The organism is Prochlorococcus sp. MIT 1201 (assembly GCF_047303415.1).
Lineage (GTDB): Bacteria > Cyanobacteriota > Cyanobacteriia > PCC-6307 > Cyanobiaceae > Prochlorococcus > Prochlorococcus marinus_D.
In genome coordinates, this window is record NZ_CP138947.1 from 645,053 (window position 1) to 667,212 (window position 22,160).

The 22,160-nt window shown below is 51.4% G+C and carries 18 protein-coding genes; 15 read left to right on the top strand and 3 right to left on the bottom strand.

Going from position 1 to position 22,160, the window contains the following annotated elements:
• Window positions 1–6: 6 nt before the first annotated feature.
• The 11 genes from SIB41_RS03165 (at window position 7) to SIB41_RS03215 (ending at window position 15,626) form a co-directional block, all read left to right on the top strand.
• Complete coding sequence (locus tag SIB41_RS03165; protein WP_413360374.1) at window positions 7–708, top strand: metallophosphoesterase; 702 nt, start codon at window positions 7–9, stop codon at window positions 706–708.
• Window positions 702–4,013 carry an exodeoxyribonuclease V subunit gamma gene (locus SIB41_RS03170; protein ID WP_413360377.1) on the top strand — a complete coding sequence of 1,104 codons (3,312 nt, stop codon included), beginning with the start codon at window positions 702–704 and terminating at the stop codon, window positions 4,011–4,013. The genes SIB41_RS03165 and SIB41_RS03170 overlap by 7 nt, the downstream gene beginning before the upstream one ends.
• 86 nt (window positions 4,014–4,099) lie before the next feature.
• Window positions 4,100–4,672, top strand: a complete 573-nt coding sequence (locus SIB41_RS03175) for a methyltransferase family protein (protein ID WP_413360380.1) — start codon at window positions 4,100–4,102, stop codon at window positions 4,670–4,672.
• 337 nt (window positions 4,673–5,009) lie between these two features.
• Window positions 5,010–5,627, top strand: coding sequence for a YbfB/YjiJ family MFS transporter (locus SIB41_RS03180; protein WP_413360383.1), 618 nt, complete (start codon window positions 5,010–5,012; stop codon window positions 5,625–5,627).
• Between the two features lie 51 nt (window positions 5,628–5,678).
• Window positions 5,679–6,188, top strand: coding sequence for a hypothetical protein (locus SIB41_RS03185; RefSeq protein WP_413360386.1), 510 nt, complete (start codon window positions 5,679–5,681; stop codon window positions 6,186–6,188).
• A 429-nt stretch (window positions 6,189–6,617) separates the two neighbouring features.
• Window positions 6,618–10,442, top strand: coding sequence for a UvrD-helicase domain-containing protein (locus tag SIB41_RS03190; RefSeq protein WP_413360389.1), 3,825 nt, complete (start codon window positions 6,618–6,620; stop codon window positions 10,440–10,442).
• Window positions 10,439–12,169 carry an ATP-dependent DNA helicase gene (locus tag SIB41_RS03195; protein WP_413360392.1) on the top strand — a complete coding sequence of 577 codons (1,731 nt, stop codon included), beginning with the start codon at window positions 10,439–10,441 and terminating at the stop codon, window positions 12,167–12,169. Before SIB41_RS03190 ends, SIB41_RS03195 begins: the two co-directional genes overlap by 4 nt.
• Window positions 12,170–12,182: 13 nt before the next feature.
• Window positions 12,183–12,566, top strand: coding sequence for a phosphomannose isomerase type II C-terminal cupin domain (locus SIB41_RS03200; protein WP_413361349.1), 384 nt, complete (start codon window positions 12,183–12,185; stop codon window positions 12,564–12,566).
• A 51-nt stretch (window positions 12,567–12,617) separates the two neighbouring features.
• Entirely contained in the window at window positions 12,618–14,525 is a 1,908-nt protein-coding gene (locus SIB41_RS03205; RefSeq protein WP_413360395.1) for a DEAD/DEAH box helicase, read from the top strand.
• A gap of 67 nt (window positions 14,526–14,592) precedes the next feature.
• Window positions 14,593–14,820 (top strand): hypothetical protein, encoded by a 228-nt coding sequence (locus SIB41_RS03210; protein ID WP_413360398.1) that lies wholly within the window; start codon window positions 14,593–14,595, stop codon window positions 14,818–14,820.
• A 446-nt stretch (window positions 14,821–15,266) separates the two neighbouring features.
• Complete coding sequence (locus SIB41_RS03215) at window positions 15,267–15,626, top strand: RNA recognition motif domain-containing protein (RefSeq protein ID WP_413361351.1); 360 nt, start codon at window positions 15,267–15,269, stop codon at window positions 15,624–15,626.
• 54 nt (window positions 15,627–15,680) lie between these two features.
• Here SIB41_RS03215 and SIB41_RS03220 read toward each other — a convergent pair whose 3' ends face one another.
• Complete coding sequence (locus SIB41_RS03220; RefSeq protein ID WP_413360400.1) at window positions 15,681–15,881, bottom strand: hypothetical protein; 201 nt, start codon at window positions 15,879–15,881, stop codon at window positions 15,681–15,683.
• 139 nt (window positions 15,882–16,020) lie between these two features.
• Here SIB41_RS03220 and SIB41_RS03225 point away from each other — a divergent pair, with 139 nt between their 5' ends.
• On the top strand, window positions 16,021–17,823 hold the full coding sequence (locus tag SIB41_RS03225) for an ABC transporter ATP-binding protein (protein ID WP_413360403.1): 1,803 nt from the start codon (window positions 16,021–16,023) through the stop codon (window positions 17,821–17,823).
• A 377-nt stretch (window positions 17,824–18,200) separates the two neighbouring features.
• Window positions 18,201–19,097, top strand: coding sequence for an LCP family protein (locus SIB41_RS03230; RefSeq protein WP_413360405.1), 897 nt, complete (start codon window positions 18,201–18,203; stop codon window positions 19,095–19,097).
• A gap of 205 nt (window positions 19,098–19,302) precedes the next feature.
• Here SIB41_RS03230 and psbP read toward each other — a convergent pair whose 3' ends face one another.
• Entirely contained in the window at window positions 19,303–19,857 is a 555-nt protein-coding gene (gene psbP / locus SIB41_RS03235) for a photosystem II reaction center PsbP (RefSeq protein WP_413360407.1), read from the bottom strand.
• Between the two features lie 137 nt (window positions 19,858–19,994).
• Between psbP and recR the strand changes: the two genes are divergently transcribed.
• Window positions 19,995–20,564 carry a recombination mediator RecR gene (gene recR, locus SIB41_RS03240; protein WP_011130449.1) on the top strand — a complete coding sequence of 190 codons (570 nt, stop codon included), beginning with the start codon at window positions 19,995–19,997 and terminating at the stop codon, window positions 20,562–20,564.
• A 4-nt stretch (window positions 20,565–20,568) separates the two neighbouring features.
• On the top strand, window positions 20,569–21,489 hold the full coding sequence (lipA, locus tag SIB41_RS03245) for a lipoyl synthase (RefSeq protein ID WP_413360409.1): 921 nt from the start codon (window positions 20,569–20,571) through the stop codon (window positions 21,487–21,489).
• On the opposite strand, the gene SIB41_RS03250 is transcribed toward lipA, so the two are convergent.
• A complete protein-coding gene (locus SIB41_RS03250; protein ID WP_413360411.1) occupies window positions 21,471–22,010 on the bottom strand; it encodes a hypothetical protein in 540 nt (179 codons plus the stop codon). The genes lipA and SIB41_RS03250 overlap by 19 nt on opposite strands.
• Between the last annotated feature and the right edge of the window lie 150 nt (window positions 22,011–22,160).

Here is a 22,160-nt window from a genome sequence, read left to right on the forward strand (position 1 = left end):
GCGATTGTGAAGTCACCCCGCGAATTTCACTGGGTGATTGGGGATGTCCATGGCTGTTATCAATCCTTGGTAGAGCTCATCGCCTTGCTCCCCAGCTCAGACCAGCTCGTGTTTTGTGGAGATGTGATCAATCGAGGGCCGGCCATTGAGGCCACCATGTTGCTTGCCTGGGAAATGGTCTGTGGAGGTCGTGCTCATTGGTTGTGTGGAAACCATGAACAACACCTGATCGATTGTCTGGAGGTCGACCCTCAAGATGGCCAGGCTGCTTTGCTGGTGATTGACACGTACCGGCAATTGGGTGATCGCCAGGCTCGAGAGTGGTTAAGCCGCTTGAAAGGGCTTCCTCTTGTTTACAAAGCCAAGGGATGGATTGCGACTCACGCTGGCTTTGACCTCGATGGCAATCCTGATTTGAGCATTCGTCAGCGATTCTGGGAGGATTACGACGGTCGCTATGGACGCGTGATCGTGGCTCATACCCCTCGACCGCAGGTGGAGCGCCATCGCCATCTTGTGATGATTGATACGGGAGCTTGCTACGGGGGCTTGCTGAGCGCCTATTGCCCAGAACGCGATGCTGTTGTTCAGGTCTGCGGTGACCGCAAGTTGAATCAGTATCTTGCATGCGATGTCGACAAGCTCAAAGAGTCGTTCACTCAAGAGATGACTACATCATCATCCCTGGTTTCTACTAAGCCTTGCTGACGATCTACCGCAGCAACAGAGCGGAGTGGTTAGCTCGAGTGTTGGCGGAGCAGCTGCGTCTGGCACCACCAGGTCTATTTGACTCAGTGGATGTCGTGGTGAACACCTGGCCCACAAGCCGCTGGCTGGGGGAACAGTTGGCAAGTGTGAATGGCATCAGTGCTTTGGTGCGATTCCCTTTCCCAGGATCACGTTTAAGGCAATTGGTTCGGATGATATTGGGGATCGATAGTGATGCTGAAGATCCCTGGCGGGCTAGTCGACTCGTTTGGCCTCTGCTTGATTTGTTGCCACAGCTTTTGGAGACTGAAGAAGCTGCGCCATTGAGAGAATGGGTCAATCGGCAGCCATCTCGGCCAGGCCACCTCAACCGAGTGCAATGGCAGTTAGCCAGAAGCATTGCCGATGCCTTTGACGACTATGCGCTTTACCGCCCCAAGTTGATCCATCAATGGCTTGAGGGCAGTGATCGGCTTTTGAACTCATCGCAGGAGATGCCTTTAACCCTGCGCTGGCAACCCCAGTTGCTGCGTTTATTGGCTGAACGTTTGCAGGTTGAACCGTTCGGGATTCAGGTGCATAGGGCTGTTTTAAAGCTGCGCAGCGGAGACAACCCCGCCATGGCATTGCCAAGTCAACTGCGGCTTTTTGGTCTGAGCAGTCTTGCTCCGGTGCAAGTGGAGTTGATTCAGGCCCTCTCTGGTTTTGTGGACGTACAGATGTTTCTGCTGACCCCCTGCCCGGATCTTTGGCAGCGATGTCGTAGCAGAAGGGAGACGTTGGGGAATCAGTGGACTGAGCCGGCTGATGGTTTGTGGATGCTCGAAGCGCCGCGCTTAGAAGCCATCCTTGGACGCATGGGCGCGGAATTTCAGCAGTTGCTGGAAGGTGGCGGTGAGAGTCAGCTTGGCCAGTGGCAGGAGGGTGATCTATTCGCCGCGCCGGCCACCATGGCTTGTGAATCCGGGCAAGAACCTACGTTGCTTGAGCAGCTTCAGCAGCAGCTTGTCTCGCCGGAGGATCATCAACCTCTGCGGCGCAGGCAAGAGGACAGTTCTTTGCAGTTTTTGGCTTGCCCTGGGCAATGGCGCCAGGTGCAGTTGGTCCGCGATCAGATCTTGCAATGGTTTGCTGCCGACCCCAGCCTCGAACCCCGTGATGTGTTGGTGATGACCCCACAGGTCAATCGTTTTGCTCCTCTGCTCGCCTCGGTGTTCAACGATGCTGCCGCCACTGGCGTGGAGCTTCCTTGGCGGCTCACAGATCGCAGCCAGCAGGACAGCCCTGGGCTGACGCAGGGGATGTTGCAACTGCTTCAGATCGCAGGTGAGCGATTGACTGCCACCGCCCTTGAAGGCTTGCTCGCTAATCCGGCAATACAGCAGCAGCAAGGTTTCAGCCAGGACGATGCCAGTAGCCTTAGTCGCTGTTTGCAGCGCACAGGATTTCGCTGGGGACTAGATGCCGAGGAGCGTGGTGGTGATGAGACCCATAGCCTCAGCTGGTGCTTGGATCGCTGGCTGCTTGGCTTGGTGTTGCCCAGCACACCAGGTCTGGCCCCTGGAGGAGCAGCACCCTTCGCAGAAGGGCTGGAACCAGCACAGCTTGCGAAGTGGTGGCAGCTTTTGGCTCAGTTCTGCCGGCAGCTGAAAGAGTTTCGTCGTGCTCGAACTTGTGGAGCTTGGGTAGAGCTTCTACAGGATTTTGTCGAGGAGTTGTTTGGTGATGGTGGCTCTTGGGCCTGGGAGCGGCAGTGCCTGCTGATTGCTTTGGAGGATTGGCGTCAGATTGGTGCTGACTGCACGTTGTTGCTGGAAGCGGCTGTTGTAGCAGATGTGTTGAATGAAGCTCTCTCTGCAGATAGCGGGCGGTTTGGACATCGCACTGGTGCCCTCACAGTGAGTGCTCTGGAGCCGATGCGTGCCATCCCTCATCGTGTGATCGTGCTGATGGGATTGGACGCCGATGTTTTCCCTCGCCATCGCGAGCGAGCTGGCTTTCATCTATTGGAGCAGCAGCGTCAGCTAGGTGATCCACGTAGTAGTGATCAAGATCGTTATGTGCTTTTGGAAGCATTGATGTCGACCCGACAGCATCTGCTGATCACATGGAACAGCCGCGATGAGCACACGGGCGAATGTCGCCCAGCTGCTAGCCCTGTGCAGCAATGGCTTGGATGGCTGCAGCATGAGCTCAGCGATGAGACATTTGAGGGCCTATGTCGAGAACCAGCCGCCAATCCCCTTGAGCGCAGTAATTTTCTATCTCAGGGGAGCCAACCACCTCCTAGCTGTGACCGTCGCCATTTCGAGGCGCGCCGCTGGTTGGATAAAACTCTAGCGCCACTACCCCTTGCCCTTGCGCTGCCTTTGCATTGGAATTCGGTGTCATTGGAGGCTTCTGCGGTTATCTCATCTGAATTGTTGTTGCGCTGGTTAATCGCTCCCCAGTTGATTTGGCTGGAGCAATTTCAGGTAACACCACGTGAATGGTTTGATCCTGTTGAAGACTTTGAGGCCCTCGATCTAGATGAATGGCATCGGCATGGTTTGCTCAGGCAACGCTTGTCAGAGCTGCTTGGCCATCTCCCTACGGATGAGAAGGCATTGCTGCAGGAATCAGAAGCAGGTGATTGGAAGCATCGCTATGCCGGCCAAGGCACCCTTCCACCAGGAGCAGCTGCGACGTTGGAGTGCGAACGACTCGAGATGCGTTGGCAACATTTACAGGCAACGCTACTGAGCATGGGACCATGCTCGACACGACGTCTTGAATTGGCTGATGGCTCCAGGCAAATGCTTTGGGCTGGGGACACGGTCGTGGTGGTGCAACCAGGTCAGTTGAAGTCAAGGGGGGTGATGGAGGGATGGCTAAGCCATTTGCAGGTCTGCGCAAATCACACGCTTACCTCGGCAACTGTCGTCGTAGCCCGTTGTGGATCAGCAGCCAAGAAGGATCAATTTGAGATAGCTCTGCGTTGGCAGCCACTTCCAGCCGAGCAAGCAAGAGAACAACTCATTGCTTTGCAGGCTTTAGCCTGTCAGGGTTTGAGTCAGTGTTGGCCGGTGCCACCGATGAGTGGTTGGGCCTACGCCAACGCCAACAACAAATCGGCTGGTAGGGGTGAACAAGCCTTCCGTCAGTCTTGGAGTGGCGGATTTAATGCTCAGGGTGAGCGTGAACGGGCTGAGATGCAGCTCTGTTTTGGTCTGAACTGCGAAGCTTCAGAGCTTCTCAACACCCCTGGTTTTGAGCAGGCATACACAAGCCTCTATGGCCCTTTGGTTGAGGCATTGGTGATCTAGAAGTCATTGCGGCTGATCATTGATTTGAAGTTCATGCAAGCTTTTTGCTATTCAGTCTGCGCAGACTTGTGTGAACAGATCAAGGGATGGCTCAGATGTCAAATGCTTCAAAGCAAAGCCCAGCAGAGTCTCTGGGTATGGCTTTTTCTGGTTGGGGCCTGAGTTGGGGAGGCTGGCTGGATAATCGCCAGGGTGAGTGGTGGCTGTTGGCACAGATCATCCTGATTGCTGCCCATCTCTTGCCCCCTTGGCCTGCTTTAGAGCGTTGGGGATATCGCTGGCCATTGCCAATTACCATTTTTGGCGCCTGCCTATTTGGTGTGGGGGTGTTGTTAGCGGTTCAAGCGTTTTGGCGTCTTGGCGCAAGCCTTTCACCACTGCCTGATCCAAAGCCCGCTGCAGCCCTGGTAACGATGGGTGCCTATCGACGCTGCCGCCATCCGCTTTATCAAGCGCTGTTGCTGTGTTCCGCTGGAGTTGCCATTGCCCTTGGCAGCCTGTTGCATGTGGCGTTGTTCCTTGCGCTGTGCCTTTTGCTGAGGGGTAAGGCTCGGCGGGAGGAGCGAAAGTTAATGATCTTGCATACTGAATACAGTGCCTATCGCGCTAGTACTGCAGCGATTATTCCAGGGTTTCCTCTGCTGGACTGGAGAAGCTGATTGGGATTAAAAGTTACTTTTTTGGGTTGGATGTGTATTGGATAGAGGCGCATAATTGGGGCTGAGTTGTTTAAAAAACCAGCTTCATTCTGTATGATACTTAATGCCTGAGATTTTAAGACACGCCAGCTTCCTGAAATTGAGATCAGCAATGATGACTTGAGAAGTTACGCCAAAATCTATCCTGCCCATTATTGTTAAGCTTTTTGCCCTTGGTGTTCTTGGCCGCAAAAGTAACTTGAATGGGGAGTGGGCGATGCTCACGAGATTCTCGCCAACTTTTACGGAGTTATTTTGATACAAAAAAACTGAAAATAATCATGGCCCCTTCAACCTTATGGTCGTTGCAGGTAGCTGTGCTACTGCAATCGGGCTTGGCATAGGCCGCTTTGATTTTGGGGCAGTTGGACGCTTCATGATCGATGACGCTTGGATCAGTACCACAGGAATGGGAGATTTTGCAGGCTTAAATCTTGGTGCTTATTTATTGGGCTCTTTGCACCATTCGCAGATACGCAATCGAAAAGTTGTTCTGCGTATGATGATACTTGCATTATTGCTGCTGCCGCTGTCTTTCTGGCTGGAGGCATTTGAATCGAGTTTTTTGTGGCAAGTAGTTGCTCGAATTTGTGCAGGCTTTGCAGCCGGCCATTTGATTAGTGGAATTCCAGCGATTGCTCTTGCTGGTTTGCATTCGCGTCATCGACGCCGAGGTTCAGGTTTGGTTCTGGCTGGAGGAGGGATTGGAGCATTGCTTGGGGCCTCTGCAATTGGCCTCTTTGCCCATCATTCGGCGATGATCGCCTGGGTCATTTTGGCCTTGTTGTCGATGGCATTGGCATTGCCTGTGCTTTGGTTGCTTAGCAAGTCAATACAGTCTCAATCTGCTCCTGAACAATCTCAATCTGCTGAGAGCTCAACTGACTTAAGTGCAATAAAACCAGGTAATCGTTGACGAGTTGTGGTTCTGTTAGTAGGTGGAGGGCTGTTAATAGGAGCGGGGCAAGTGCCGATTTCACTTTATGCACCGATCGTTGTTGCTCAGAAATTTGGTGGAGCCTCTTCTTTGAGCAGCGACTCTTTAGCTGTACTTGGATTGGGATCTACGGGTGGGGCACTCACTGCAGCCTTTTTACCGCGCCGATGGCCGACATCCTTGATGCTCCCATTGGTGTCTTGTATTGGACTTCTCGCCAGCGTATTGTTTTTATTTAGCGATGAAGTCTCAATCATCCTTTTAGCAACGTTTCTGATTGGTGTATGGATTTGGATGACAGTCACTCTTACTTATGACAGGCTTGGAGAGTTTTTGCCATCTCCAGATGTTCATCTTCGTGTGTGGGCTTTTGTGGTTTCTTCAGCAGGTTTTGACTATGCAGCCTTTTCTCTCTCATTCGCTCATCTTGCGAGTGCCAACCTAAATTTAGTGCTTTTAATAGGCATTGGAGTACTTGGACTTCAGTTGATCATGGAATTACTGCAAAGATTAGGCTCTGTAAAAGTTCCTAGTCATTGAGACTTGTGTTACGATTTGGCCAATTTTGATGAGATTATATGCCTGAGATGTAAGTGGAGAGATCAATTCTATTGATGCTGCATTGGAATGCTTAGACAGTGGAACACGGGAATCATTGAGGTGTGTTATATATGTTATCGTTTTTATATAAGCCCAGTGCATAATCAGTAGGTAGCAAGATTGATGATTAATATCCTTCAGCAATCGATTAGGTAACCTGTGACTGCCTGAGCTTGTTTGGGATGGAGCGATCTTTGGCAGATTAGACTAGGTAATGAACAATAATTATATTTGAAGCTACTAGTCAACAATTGTTTTAAGGTGTTTGGTAAATTGAGTTTTTCAACGCCTTTAGGCCCTTTTGGTAAATACGATGTCAAAGGCAGAGAATGATCGGTGAGATTTACCAATTAGCTCTGCTGCACTGCAATGGCTAATGTCAGCCGTGAACCTGAATATTGTTTCCAGTCCAATGATTACCCCCTCGGACCTGGCTTGCGCTTACTAGAAGCCAGTGCAGGAACAGGCAAGACTTTTGCTCTTGCTCATCTGGTTTTACGACTGCTCACTGAAGGCGGCCACCAAATTAGTGAACTATTGGTGGTGACTTTCACTGAAGCTGCAGCAGCAGAGCTGCGCTCTCGCATTGGCCAACGCCTTGAGGATGCTCTTGAAGGTCTTGAAGCCCTCGATCAGGGCGCCACTCATAAGTCGCCTGATCTTGTTCTCGAGCAATGGCTTCAGCGCAAAGGCCACGATGGCTCTCAAAGGCATCAATGGATCTCCTCCCTCTTGATAGCACTTGAGAGCCTTGATCTGGCTGATATCACCACCATCCATGGCTTCTGCAGGCGTACCTTGCGGCGTCAGGCTCTTGAGAGTGGTGCTGTCATGGACCCACGCCTGGATGACTCAGGACAACAACTTGTTCAAGATGTTGTTCATGATTATTGGCAGCAACAGGTCTTAGCTCTCGATGCCCAGCATCTACGCGGTCTTCTCCATGCTGGCTTGAGCGTTGAGAACTTGGCAAAGGCTTTGCTCAAACTCGATAGCGATCCCAGCTTGCCTCTCGAAACTCACCCCAGCAATCTGCAGTCTTCACAACCGCTAGCAAGCCAGTTCGATGCCTACCTTAAGCAGTGCTGGCAACAGTTTGTTGATCACTGGCAACGACACGGCTCTGAATTGGATATCGCATTATCGAGTCGCGCTGCTGATTGGCGATCTCTGGGCGCTAAAGATACAAAACCCTTTAGCCCTAAACCCAAAAAAGATCGTTTCGCCATCCTCAATCACTGGCTTGAAGCTTTCTCCCAATCACCACAACATTCTGATCAGCCTTTTACTCCTGGCTACGCAGCGATCCGTGATCAACCCTTACTCACGGATTACTTTCATCCAGCTGTTGTTTGCACTGTTGCTCGGCGTTGCGGCGAAGAAAACCCCAATCCTCTGATCCCTGCATTGCAGAGATCAATTGCTGATCTTTGTGATGGCCCTGCTGAACAGGTGTGGAATCATGCCTTGCATTGGGGGCTGTCTGCGTTAGCTGAGCGCCGCAGGCAGCGTGGTGTGATGAGCTACGCAGAGCTTCTCTCTGCACTGGACCCCAAACCTCAACCCGAGTCCATGGCTCAACTCCATCCTGATCAACAAGCACCATGGCTTGAGGCGTTAAGACAGCGTTATCGCGTCGCGTTGATTGATGAGTTTCAAGACACGGATCCTGTGCAATGGCGTCTGCTTGAAGGGGCCTTTGCGCATAGCCCTGACCATCTTCTGTTGATGGTGGGTGACCCTAAGCAGGCGATTTATCGATTTCGTGGTGGTGATCTAAACACCTATATGCATGCACGTTCAAAGGTTGATCGCATCGACGCCTTACTTGACAACTTCCGTACAACGACTTCATTGCTTGATGGATTGAACCACTTGATGGCTCCAGGCTTGAGGCGTTCAAAACTAAATGTTCCATCTTTGACTGCTTGTAGTCAAGCAACACCAAGGCCTTTGCTCCTTGGTGTTAACCCACTTCAACTGCTCAATCTTGATGAAGCTACTCATCAAACAGGAGCGCAACCTGCTCCACTGACCTCTAAAACCAACCTGGAAGAACAGATCCCAACGGCTGTTGCCCATGCTGTTTTGGATCTGCTTCAGAGTGATTCATACAACTTCAGCCCTTCTGATATCTGCATACTTGTTGGTCGTCATCGACAGGCAGCCAGCATTCGCCAGGGCCTTGCTGTCGCGGCAGTGCCCACCCGGCTTGTTAGCCAGGGGGATGTTCTCACCAGTGAAGCGGCCCAGGTCTTACAACGTTTTCTGGATTGTTTGGCCAGACCCTCCCACAGCAGCAGTTTGAAGCTTGTGGCCTGTTCAGCTCTGATGCAATGGAAGACAGAGCAGCTCGCTCATGCTGAATGCAATGGTGAGCTCGATCAATTAGCCCTTCGCTTCAGGGATTGGACCATTAATCTTCCCCGCCTTGGTCTTATGGGCTGCCTAGCGGAGTTACTTGAAGGCCGCACAATTGCTGATCTCTCAGAACGCGGACGTCTTTTAGGCGACTTATATCAATGTGCGCAGCTTGTACAGGAGGTGATTCATCGCCAAGGATTGGATGCGTCTACTGCAGCCGATTGGTTGCGTCGCCAACGACTACAACCTGTTGATCCGGTTCCAGAGGTTCGACAACCTCACAGTGATGTGGCCGAGAGTGCGGTTGCTGTGGTTACAGTGCATCGCAGCAAGGGGATGGAATATCCCGTTGTGATTTGTCCCTACCTCTGGCAAGCCCCCTCCCTCCCCCACGGCCCCCTGTGGAGATCCAGCTCAGAGTCGCGTTGGTGTGTAGCACTCAGCACCCGCTGGGGGAAAGGATGGCAGCTTTCACAGCAGGCTCATCAAGCATCCCTGCAGGAAGCCGAACGTCTTGCCTATGTGGCGATCACCAGAGCCTGCTCTCTGTTGATGTTGATTTGGGCTCGGGGCGCCAAACAGGAAGGCAATCCCCTCAGCGCTTGGCTGTTTGGTGTTGATGCCATCGATGCAGCGATGCAGGATCTCACTCCAGAACGAATGAGTGCTTGGCTTGATCGCCAGCAGTTGCCGATCACTGTTGTTCCGGCTCAGCTGAAATCGGTGCAACAGCGCTGGCAACCGCCGCCGCTTCATGGTGAGTTAACTCTTGGTCCAACACCGCAACGGCGCCTTGATCTTTCTTGGGGTCGCAGTAGTTATTCCGCTTGGGTGTCTGCTACACACACTTATGACGGCAGTGCTCCGGCTGATCCTTTGGAGTTGGAAGAAGGTCGAGATAGCGATCAGCAGAAGCTTGAACCCATGCTCAAACTTCAAGATCAGAGTGCGATTGCTGATGCCTCTCGCTCAACTCCAACGTTGAACTGGTCTGACCAGAGCCCTCTGGGGCAATTCCCTCGTGGTGCTGCAGCAGGGGATTGCTTACACCGGATTCTTGAACGACTGGATTTTTGCAAGCCATTGCAAGATCCGAATGCCGTCATCGTGATTGAAGAAGAGCTACGAAGCGCAGGCCTTGACAGCACTCTGCTCGCCTCAGTTCAGGATGGTCTTGAGAGGGTGTTGAGTACTCCAATTGGTGGTTCTCTTGGAGGCTTGCGACTGAATCAACTGCATGGTCAACGTCGCATTCATGAACTCAGCTTCGATTTGCCAATTGCTCATCAAGGCAAGGTGTTGCGTTCGTTTGATCTAGCCAGTGTTTTTCATCTGAATCCATTGGCTCGCTTTGGCTTGCCCTATGCCGAAATGATTACAGGTCTCAATGTTTGCAGTCGTGGTTTTCTTACCGGTTCGATTGATCTTGTGTTCACCGATTCAGAAGAATCTTTAGAAGCTCGTTGGTGGGTTGCTGATTGGAAAAGCAACTGGATCGGTCGGCGTGATCCAGAGGGGCAGGCTGTCGCTTGTGGTCCGCTCCATTACGACGATTCCGCAATGGAGCAGCAGATGCTCCTTCATCATTACCCTCTTCAAGCCCATCTTTATTTGGTCGCACTCCATCGTTTTCTGCGTTGGAGGTTGCCAAGTTACGAACCACAGCGCCATCTAGGCGGATACGTCTACGTTTTTCTTAGAGGTCTACCAGGCGCTAAGGCCATCAACGGTCACTCCTTTACTAAACCAGTGCCTGGCTTGATTGTGGAGCCCGCACCATTGGAGCGGGTTTTGCTTTTGGATCGCTTGCTCAAGAACGGAGGACAATGACTCGCAGCGATTCATCCACTTGGCCATCAGGTTTTCCCAGAGCACTGCATCAAACGTTGTTGAGGCGTCTCCCGCCCAAGGCTTCATCAATTCATCTCGAGGACTTGGTCAACGCCTTGATGGATTCATTAGCCCGCGGTGAGCTGCAGCTGAATCTCACTCCGATGTCTCCCCCTAAAGAACTCAAAGCGATGGGATGGCCTGAGGCTCATTGTCAGGCCCTGCTGGCTAGTGGCTGGCTGGAGGGCGCGGCTTCTCCGATGGTTTTAAACGGCAATCAATTGAGTTGGCGTCGTTGGCATGGTGACATGGACGTTGTGATCAAGGAGTTGATCAACAGGTCAAATGTTGTTCAACCGACTTCAATCTGCACCACACCATCCCATCATCCTGCTTTGTTGGATGGGCTTAACCCTGAACAGCAGGCTGCCGTAGAAGCCATCGATAACCATGGCGTGGTGTTGTTGAGTGGCGGTCCGGGTACGGGCAAAACCAGCACCATCGTGCAAATGTTGGCGCGGGCAGTCACGTTGAGACCAGGCCTGAAGATTGGTCTTGCTGCTCCCACAGGTAAAGCGGCAAGACGCCTAGAGGAGGCTGTTCGCAAGGGGCTTGAGACAATCTCTCCCCCCCAGCGGCAGGCATTGACCAGCCTGCCTTGTAGCACCCTTCACCGCTGGCTTCAGGCCAGGCCTGGTGGGTTTGCTAGGCATCAACAACACCCCCTAATGCTTGATCTCCTCGTTATTGATGAGATGTCGATGGTGGATCTCACCCTGATGCAGGCGTTATTAAACGCCCTTCCTGTTGATAGTCAGCTTGTAATGATTGGCGATCCCGATCAGTTGCCTCCAGTTGGTAGTGGAGCGGTTTGGCATCAACTCCAACAGGCTGATATTCGCCAACAGTTCAATCATGGTGCCATTCACCTGCATCAGCTCTATCGCAACCGCGGTTCACTAGCAACGTTGAGCAGAGTTCTGTGTGATCAGGGCCTGTCTGCTTTTTGGCAACAACTTTCTCTTCTACCGAAATCAGCGAACGTTGAGCAGCATCAATGCAACCTCAGCAGCATGCCAAGGTTTTTTGTTCAGCACTTGCAGGAGCACAGCAGAACACTGCAACGACTCACTGCCGAACTGATGCTCGAGCTGCCAGATGATGCTTATACCTCAACCATGATCAATACCAATTTTGCTGTTGCAGCTGAGTCTTTGCTGGATTCTCTCGAGCGGTTGATGGTGCTTTGTCCGAAACGTCGTGGTTTTTGGGGAGTCGATCATGTGCATCGCGCATTGTTGGGTCAAAGCCTTGAGGCTGGAGTAATGCGTTGGCCGTTGGGAACGCCGGTGATGTGTTGCGAGAACCAAGCGGAACTGGGGCTAGCAAACGGTGACGTTGGCTTGGTGGTTGGTCAAGGAGACAATCTGCGCATCCTGTTTCGCGTGATCTCTGAGCAGGGAGGACTGACCACACGCTTCATCCACCCGGCCCGATTGAGCATGGTGGAGCCAGCTTTGGCTCTTACGGTTCATAAGTCTCAGGGGAGTGAGGCTGACCATGTCATTCTTCTCTGGCCGGAAATCACAGCTGTGTCGGCTACGAGCGCTGATGGTTGTGAGAGCGCTTCTCGCTTCGAGAGGAAACTTCTCTACACTGCTATCACGCGCGCGCGAAAGCGAGTGGATCTCATTACTGCAATGCCATCTGCTCGTAGTGACGGCTGAGGCTGACGCCGCCATGCTGAACGCAACTGCTAGCAGAGGCATGAGCAAGGCCCCCCAGAGAGTTGAGCGTCCTTGGGGTTGGTATGAAGATCTGCTCGAAGGAGAGGGCTATAAGGTCAAGCTTTTTTTGGTCTTTGCCGGTCAACAGCTCAGCCTTCAGCGCCATCAACATCGCAGTGAAAATTGGACTGTGGTCTCAGGCCAGGGGCAGCTTTTCTGTAAAAACACTTGGCACGATGCTCAAGCTGGCACCACGTTGTATATCCCTCTGGGAGTGCTTCACCGAGCTCGTGGAGGCCAAAGCGATTTGGTGGTCATTGAGGTTCAGCATGGTCAGCTATTGCAGGAATCAGATATTGAACGCCTCGAGGATGACTACGGACGGGTGATAAGTTAGGCAATCAACCTTTGAAGAAAAGGCGAGGCAGCACAACGCGGGTATCCGCGTATGGGGCGTTGTCTGCCTGATTTAAAGGATCAATCAGGTAGACAACGCCTTCTCTCGATGACCCATACAAAAGCGCACGAGGATGTCTCGTGCTCCCCTGAAAAGAGTGCGTCTGAGATCTCTTCAACGAGCGCAGATGATGGTTTAACCACTGTGGCTGAGGCCACCAATCAAAACTATTCAGGCGATGGCTCGGTCGCAGTAGCCGCTGAGGCCTGTGAAGAGACTGAAGCGACAGAGTTAGTTTCCGAATTCGATTGTTTTGGCTTTAGCGAGCCGTTGCTCAAGACCCTTGCAGAAAAGGGTTATAAGCAACCCTCCCCAATTCAGAAAGCTGCTATTCCAGAATTGATGCTGGGTCGTGATCTAGTTGGTCAGGCTCAGACTGGAACAGGCAAAACAGCCGCTTTTGCGTTGCCCCTGATCGAGCGGCTTCATGATCATGGCAGTCGTCCCCAAGTGTTGGTGCTTGCCCCGACCAGGGAGTTGGCGATGCAGGTCGCGGATTCGTTCCGTGCTTATGCCGTTGGCCATCCGCATCTCAAAGTTTTAGCGGTATATGGCGGAGCCGATTTCCGCTCTCAGATCAATACCCTCAAGCGTGGCGTGGATGTCGTGGTAGGCACCCCGGGCCGCTTGATGGATCACATGCGGCAGGGCACTCTCGACACCTCTGGTTTGAGGTGTTTGGTGCTTGACGAAGCCGATGAAATGCTGCGCATGGGTTTCATCGATGATGTCGAATGGATCTTGGAGCAGTTGCCTGAGGAGCGCCAGATGGTGCTGTTTTCGGCAACGATGCCATCAGAGATCCGTCGACTTTCGAAGCGTTACCTACACGAACCAGCAGAGATCACGATCAAGAGCCGTGATCAGGAGGCTCGTCTCATCCGTCAGCGATGTATCACTCTCCAGAACAGCCACAAACTTGAAGCCCTTAGAAGGGTTCTTGAGGCTTTCACTGGTGAGGGAGTGATTATTTTTGCCCGCACCAAGGTGATCACTCTCACCGTTGCTGAGGCACTAGAAGCCGCTGGACACGATGTTGCCGTACTGAACGGGGATGTCCCTCAAAACCAACGGGAACGAACGGTTGAACGTTTGCGCAAAGGCAGCGTGAATATCTTGGTTGCTACTGATGTTGCCGCTCGAGGTCTAGATGTCGATCGCATCAGCCTGGTGATCAACTACGACATCCCCTTTGATAGCGAAGCCTATGTGCATCGCATCGGACGTACCGGCCGGGCTGGCCGCAGTGGAGAGGCCATTTTGTTCGTGAACCCTAGGGAGCGTCGCTTTGTGGGCGGCTTTGAACGTGCTGTAGGTCAACCCATCGAACCGATGGATATCCCCAACAATGCAGCGATTAACCAGAGTCGTCTTGATCGCCTTCGTCAACGTCTCACCACTGCCGCTAAGACGGAGAGAGATAACTCCGAGGAGACAGCCCTTCTCCAGGAGCTAATCCAGCGTGTTGTGCAGGAGCTTAGCCTCAGTCCAGAGCAATTGGCTCTAGCAGCATTAGAGCTTGCTGTTGGCCCAGGCCCAATCTTGGTGCAGGCTGATGAGGGTTGGTTGCAGCAGTCAACTCAGCGAAACCGTCGCAACGATCGTCACGAAAGTCGTGGAGGCTCTGGCCGAAGGCCTGATCGTTCATCGAGACCGCCGGAAGATCACATGGAGCGCTATCGTGTGGAAGTCGGTCATCGCGATCGTGTCAAGCCTGGCAATCTGGTTGGTGCCATCGCCAATGAATCCGGGCTGGAAGGACGGATGATTGGTCGCATTCAGATTTTTGAGTCGCACAGTCTTGTGGATCTTCCCAAAGGAATGCCTGAGGATGTTTTTAAAGATCTAAAACGTCTCAAGGTGATGAATCGAGAGTTGCATATCCAGCGTGCTTCTTAATTCAGCGTCGATGGCTCTTTTGCAGCGAATCTGTCTATCTATCAGTCTGAGCAGTGTCCTTTTTGCTATGGCTACGGCTGATGGTTTAGCTCAAAGCAGCGAGGATGAGAACGCTATCACCACAATGTGTTTGCTGGGTTTTAACGCAGCTATGGCCAATGCAGGTAAGACGCCCCCTGCAGGGATGGGTCAGTTCACCTGTCAATGTTTCCTAGATCAGGTGAATGCCGGGGAATTCATCAGTTCAGCGCAGTCCAAATGCCAAGCCAAGGCAGGTGCTCACTACGACATTTAAACCTGCTTTTAATGTATTGGTCTGAACATTGGCCTGAAAGCGATTTAGATCAAGAACCTCAGTCATTCTGATCAATTCGAACGCTACTTCTTCAATAGTTCTGTTCTGCTGATAAGAATGGTAGGCCGATTCTGATGAGTCCCTTGGTTCAGCACACTATCGCAGCTGCAACCAAGATTGAGAAGAAGGACAATCCACTCTAGATCTCGTGATTGGCCACTCTTGACAATCGCCTGTTTTTGTCTCCAGACAACAGCTTGTTTGTATGTCTTATGGCTTTTTGAGAGCTTTTGACTCGCTCCCCTGTAACTTAGGTGAGCATCAGCATCAGCTCACCGGCCCCAAACGGCTCGCTCCCTAGGCTTCGGCTTTCCAGCTCCAGCATTCAAGGACTTTCCTTTTCGGACCAAGGCTTCACTGATCAAATCCCATCGGTCCTTTTAGGAATGACCATTTACATAGGCAACCTCTCTTTCCAGGCGGAACAGGAGGACTTGCTCGACCTGTTCAGCCAATACGGCGAAGTCAAGACATGCAGCCTCCCTCTCGATCGAGAGACGGGGCGCAAGCGTGGTTTTGCCTTCGTTGAGATGACAAACGATGCCGACGAACAAAAAGCGATTGACGATCTTCAGGACGTTGAATGGATGGGGCGAATGATTCGCGTGAATAAAGCAACACCACGTGAACGCACAGGTGGCGGTGGTGGCCGTGGTGGCTACGGCGGTGGCGGTGGCGGTGGCGGTGGCTACGGCGGTGGCGGTGGCTACGGCGGTGGCGGTGGCGGTGGCGGCAACCGCTGGTAAATCAGTAGCCTTAGCCCTTTCAATAAGGCCACCCACAGGGTGGCCTTATTCGTCTTAATAACTTTCTTCTGGATCGATTAATTCGAGCATTAGATCCTTTTGCCAAGCCCGTTGGTGGGGCTCTTTGCGGTGGTTAACCGCTTCATTGCCAGAACGAATGTCGTCTTGCAGATTTGGAACCGCTGCTCGAAGGCTGAACCTGCGTTTCTTTGCGGTGAAGCGATGGAATCGATTGAACGCTCTCGAACGGGTCATCGAACCTCCTTCAAGTCTTTGAGTTCTACCCCCTTTCAGGCCAAATGAACAGTTCAGACGGGATTGCTCAGCAAGGTTTCAGCTCAATGCTTTGATCCGAAACCTTGTAGCGCTTGAATGAAGGCAGTGCCCAAGGTTTATGGATTCTCGCGTTCGGCGCACTGCAAGTCCCCTGAGAAGGCTGCTCAGCAGCCTTAAGCCTCATCGGCGCCTGATTCTTGCGGCAACCACTTGCTCCATTCTCAACAAACTGTTTGATCTCGCCCCGCCGGTACTCATCGGTTTGGCCATTGACGTCGTCGTACACGAGCAGACCTCCTGGTTGGCGAATCTTGGCTTTAGCACTGTCCCTAGCCAATTGGGATTTCTTGCGTTGCTCTCCTTTCTGATCTGGAGTGCTGAATCCTTCTTTGAATATCTTTATGGTGTGTTGTGGCGCAATCTCGCCCAGACAACTCAACACAATCTTCGCCTGAAGGCCTATAACCACCTCCAGCATTTGGAGATGGCGTTTTTCGAGGCAGATAGCAGTGGGCGGCTGATGGCTGTTCTTAATGACGACATCAACCAATTAGAACGATTTCTCGACTACGGGGCCAATCAGATCTTGCAGTTGATTACAACTGTGCTGTTGGTAGGTGGGGCGATGCTGTTCGTCGCTCCAGGCGTTGCCTTGTTCGCCTTTTTGCCTATCCCAGTGATCTTATGGGGATCAATTCAATTTCAGCGGCGGTTGGCTCCGCGTTACCGCGAGGTCAGAGATAAAGCTGGTGAGCTGGCTGCTCATCTCAGCAACAACCTCGGTGGGATGTTCACAATCAAGAGTTTCGCTACAGAAGCCTGGGAACTAGAGCAAATTCGCTATCGCAGTGAGGCCTATCGCTGCAGCAATAAGCAGGCAATCAAACTTTCAGCAGCCTTCATCCCTCTGATTCGCTTTGCCATTTTGTTTGCCTTTTTGGCCATCTTGGTGATCGGAGGCCTTCAGGCATGGAAGGGGCAAATGGCTGTTGGGCTTTACAGCGTGCTCGTTTTTATTACACAACGCTTGCTGTGGCCTCTTACAACCCTTGGCCGCACACTTGATGAATATCAGCGTTCAATGGCCTCTACCAATCGTGTGCTGGATTTGATCGATACTCCGATTACCATCGTTGAAGGATCACAGCCGTTGATAACAGCACGAGTGCGGGGCGCTTTGTGCTTTGAGGATGTGGGCTTCCATTACCAAGGCCGTGCTCCTCTTCTAACTCACTTTAATCTTGATATTCCCGCTGGCTGCACGATCGGAATTGTGGGAGCTACAGGGTCAGGAAAAAGTACCCTCGTGAAACTCTTGCTGAGGCTTTATCCACTCAGCTCTGGACGGATTCTTCTGGATGGACAGCCGATTGACAGGCTCAAGTTAAGGGATCTACGTCGTTCAATCGCACTGGTCAGTCAAGAAGTTTATTTATTTCATGGAACAGTTTCTGAAAACATTGCGTATGGCAGTCCCGAGACAACTCAGGAAACAATTGATGATGCGGCAGATTTGGCTGAAGCCTCAGAGTTTATTAAAGCCCTCCCGCATGGTTTCAATACGTTGGTGGGTGAACGTGGGCAACGTCTTTCTGGTGGTCAGCGTCAACGAATTGCCCTGGCTAGGGCAATTCTCAAGCAGGCACCGATTCTGATCTTGGATGAGGCCACCGCTGCCGTTGATAATGAGACAGAAGCAGCGATTCAACGTTCATTGATGCATATCACCAAAAACCGAACCACTGTTGTGATTGCTCATCGTCTTAGTACTGTGAGGCATGCAGATCAGATTATTGTTATGGATCAAGGTAATATTGTCGAGCAAGGTACTCACGATTCACTTTTGAAGCAATCAGGTATCTATAGGGATCTCTGGCGAGTTCAGGCTGGGTTACGTGCTGACGAATTGCTGTTGACCTGAATCAACCCTTGTGGAGTCTTTGGTCTATCATATTTGTGAGATATCTTCTGATTAGCGCAATATCCACATGGCAGGATTATTTCGTTGTTAATCAACTACAATATGGCTCATTTGCTTCTCTTGTCGACACAGGCTGCCAAAAAGAGGTTTGATTTTCTGAAAGTTTTCGCTTCTTCTACTGAGAAATAAAAGCAGCATCTTCTTTGCACTGATTAAAGATCTTGAAGCAAGCAACAGTTAGTAATTCAAATTGAGCTTATGATTAACTCTAGATGTTTAACTAGATGTTCAACACAATTGAGCACTGGCTAGAGTGTTGTTTAAAGCGGCAGGCTACTTTTATTAGAGAAAAATCTAAAGGGCTCTAAGATGGTGATATGACTCCCAAGCATCAAGGCAGTTCTGGTTGGCGTTCTATGACCACTGCCATTGGCGTGGGCTTGATCGCAGGCCTGTTCCTTTCAATTCCACTCAGTCGATCACTCACGCAAAAGACTGCAGGCACAATCACTCCCCTTTTCCCGATTAGCAATCCCTTCAATGCCTGGCAGGGCTTTGGTAATCGTGATGTGGTGGTGCTTGGCATGGATGCAGGGCGTGGTAACACTGATGTGATCTTCACAATTCGAGTTACGGGGGGCGAAACAAGAATCACCCAGATTCCACGTGATAGTTATATCAATTCGCGTAATTTTGGGCCAATGAAAGTTAATGCTTTGTATGCATATGGTGGTGTCGAGGCGGTAAAAAGTGAGTTAACTCGGCTGATGCACCGTCCCATTAGCCATCACATCCTTGTTAATCTTGAAGGAATCAGAACTATTGCAGACTTATTGGGAGGCATTGAGGTTGATGTGCCTAAGCGTCTTTATTACCAAGATCAATCCCAGGGTCTTTATATTGATCTTCAAGCTGGCCCTCAGGTCTTGAAAGGTAAAGATCTCGAGGGGTTTTTGCGGTGGCGCCATGATGGTGAAGGCGACTTTGGTCGTCTGGGTCGTCAACAATTAGTCCTCAAGAGTCTCTTTAGTAAGCTCACTCGAGCTGAGAATCTTATTAGACTGCCAGCATTGATAAGTGCTGCAGGCCGTAACATCAAGACAGATATGGGGCCTTTGGAGCTAGGAGGCTTAATGACAGCAATGGGTACTACTGAACTTGAAACAACGCGGCTAGCAGCTACGCCATTCTTTAGTAATGGCATCAGTTACCTAGATACTGAATGGCCAGATGCTGCGGAAGCCAATGGCTCACTTTACCGATTCCTATTTTAAATCGATCGGTGGCAGATCAAAGCTGAATCATTCCTTTCTCCTTGAGCTCTTAATGGGAAATTTGATATGAAGTGTTTGTTCAGCTTTAACTCCATGATAGGCAAGAAATAGCAATAAAGATTAGAAGTTGGCTTTTGCATCCAATTTATTGGCATTGAACAATAAACTATTGCTGTTATGTGTTTTCTTTTACGGCCTTTAATGATCAGATTAAGAATGTAAATGATGTGATTACCTCTTTGAACAGCCCCTTGACTTTATTCCATCTAAACTCGTTAGTGCTTGCTGCTAATGTATATAAACGCCCCCGATCAACGACCACTGTTGCTAGCTCATGGCGTTCTCGATCTTCAAGATGAACGGTATACTCCAAATCGTAAAAGATGTGTCCTCCTGCTTCACGCTGATTGGCGTCTACTAACTCAGCCTCTCGCCCACTGCCTTGAGGTGCAATCACTTCACGGCTTAAACGTTCCCCAATTGCTATTGGACTCCCTAGGGTTTGCAGATCTCCCTTTTCGTCAACTTTCGAAACAGCCAAACTTAGTGTTTCGTCGCTGTTGATTAAGTCGTGAAATACCACCTGAGGCCCTCCATTCATGCTCACACGGCTCCATCCATTGGGATAAAGGAATGCATAACGACCATCCGGGCTCTGGAAGGAGTTCATGCCTGCATATGAACCACTGCAGGCAGCGAGCAACATCACAAGCGCACAAGCGAAACCCACACGTGAAATGGTTCGCACAAGTTCAAGCATTGGAACAGAACCGGACTTGCTTACCATTCTGCCGGCGTACGGTCTTGGCTTGATCAACAATTGCCACCTGGTGAACTGCCAAGATTCTCAGTATCTGCGGCGGACCCCTGAGCGGCTTTACTCGACCCCTGGCTCGCTTGATCGACCAGTTCGAGCGTCTGCCTGGGATTGGGCCACGAACGGCCCAGAGACTTGCCTTGCATCTGTTGAGACAACCAGAAGATCAAATCCGCGCTTTTGCTGATGCACTCCTCGCGGCCCGTTCTCAAGTGGGTCAATGTCAGACCTGTTTTCATCTCAGCGCGGAGCCTCTTTGCGACATTTGCCGTGATGGCAAGCGATGCGATCAATTGCTTTGTGTGGTGGCTGATTCCCGAGATCTGTTAGCTCTCGAAAGAACCAGGGAATATAAGGGCCGTTATCACGTCCTCGGCGGACTGATCTCACCAATGGATGGTATCGGGCCGGACATGCTGCAGATCCCCAGCTTGATTCAACGCGTTGATCGTGATGGCATTAGCGAGGTCATTCTCGCTCTCACTCCCAGTGTGGAAGGTGATACCACTAGCCTTTACCTGGCACGGTTATTAAAGCCGTTTACTCAAGTGAGTCGAATCGCCTACGGCCTTCCTGTTGGCAGTGAGTTGGAGTATGCCGACGAAGTCACCCTGACTCGTGCGCTTGAAGGGCGTCGAGCGATGCAATAAAGCAATGTCTTCCACCCATCGCCCAACCCAATACAGCACCATTTTGCCTGCGGAGCGCCTTCCGGAATGGTTGCGGCGCCCCATCGGCAGCGTCTCCCAATTGGAGCAGATGCAGCAGCTGGTGAAGGGGAATCAGCTTCACACCATTTGTGAGGAAGGGCGTTGTCCCAATCGCGGCGAGTGTTACGCAGCCGGCACAGCAACTTTTCTCCTGGGCGGATCGATCTGTACGCGTAGTTGTGCTTTCTGCCAGGTCATGAAAGGCCAATCTCCTCAGGCAATCGATCCACTCGAAGCAGAGCGAGTTGCAGATGCGGTGCAGCAGATGGGTCTTCGTTATGTGGTTCTTACTTCAGTAGCAAGGGATGATTTGCCCGACCATGGTGTCAGTATTTTTACTGAGACCATGGCGGCCATTCGCCAGCGCAATCCTCTTATTGAGATAGAAGTGCTGACGCCGGATTTTTGGGGCGGAGTCGCTGATCTGGCCAAGGCATTAGAGGCCCAGAGAGAACGGCTCACGCAGTTGCTCATGGCTGCACCAGTTTGTTTCAACCACAACCTCGAAACCGTTGAAAGGCTTCAGAGCAAGGTTCGACGGGGAGCTACGTATCACCATTCTCTCAATCTGCTGGCTGCAGCGCGGGAACTTGCTCCCAACATCCCTACCAAATCAGGCTTGATGTTGGGACTAGGAGAAGAGCAAGAAGAGGTGATTCAGACTCTTGAGGATCTCCGTTCTGTTGACTGTCAACGGGTCACATTGGGTCAGTATCTGCGCCCTTCATTGGCACATATTCCGGTGCATCGTTATTGGCATCCCGAGGATTTCAAGAACTTGGCTGAAGTTGCTCGCAAGCTTGGATTTGCTCAGGTGCGTAGTGGGCCTCTAGTGCGTAGTAGTTATCACGCTGGTGAAGAATGATCTCTGTGATCCAATCCCCGGCAGGTTTGCCAACGACGCTGATTACGCTCCAGCACCTCACTACAGCTTCCAACCATTAACGCTCCGGCTCCCCCCCAGATCATCCTGAGTGGGAAATCCATTGGGGCTGCTCCTAGCTCTCGGATAGTAAGAAATCCACGTTGCCGGAAATAACGAATTAAGCGATGGTGCTGGCGCCCTTCATCACAAATTGCCAGTAGTCGAGCCTGTTTACAAGGAGTGGCTTCAAGTGCCCAGGTCATGGTGCCAACCCAGATGAGATCCCCTACTCCGGTGGGTGCTTCAGGATGAACACGCATTGTGTCGAGCTGTAATCCCTTCTCGCCTGCATAGGCCCAAGCCTTCATCTCACCCCAAAGTTGTATACGTTCCTGATCGAGAGCTTGTGCGACGACTAATTTTAAGGACCAGAGATTGAGTGGTCTTCTCACCTGCAACCTCAAGAGCAGGCCGGCATCAGAGGCCTGCTTTTCTAACTCAATTAGACTTAGTTGAGTCATGGCAAGGGAATGAGAGTGACAGATTTTTGAGGAGTCAAGTCAATACAGTCTAGTTACGAATGGCAAGCTGATCAGAGTAATCGTAGAATTCAAGATGAAATTCAGCTTCTACTCTCTGCAGCCTGTCTGTTTTAATTGGCGGACTTTTTC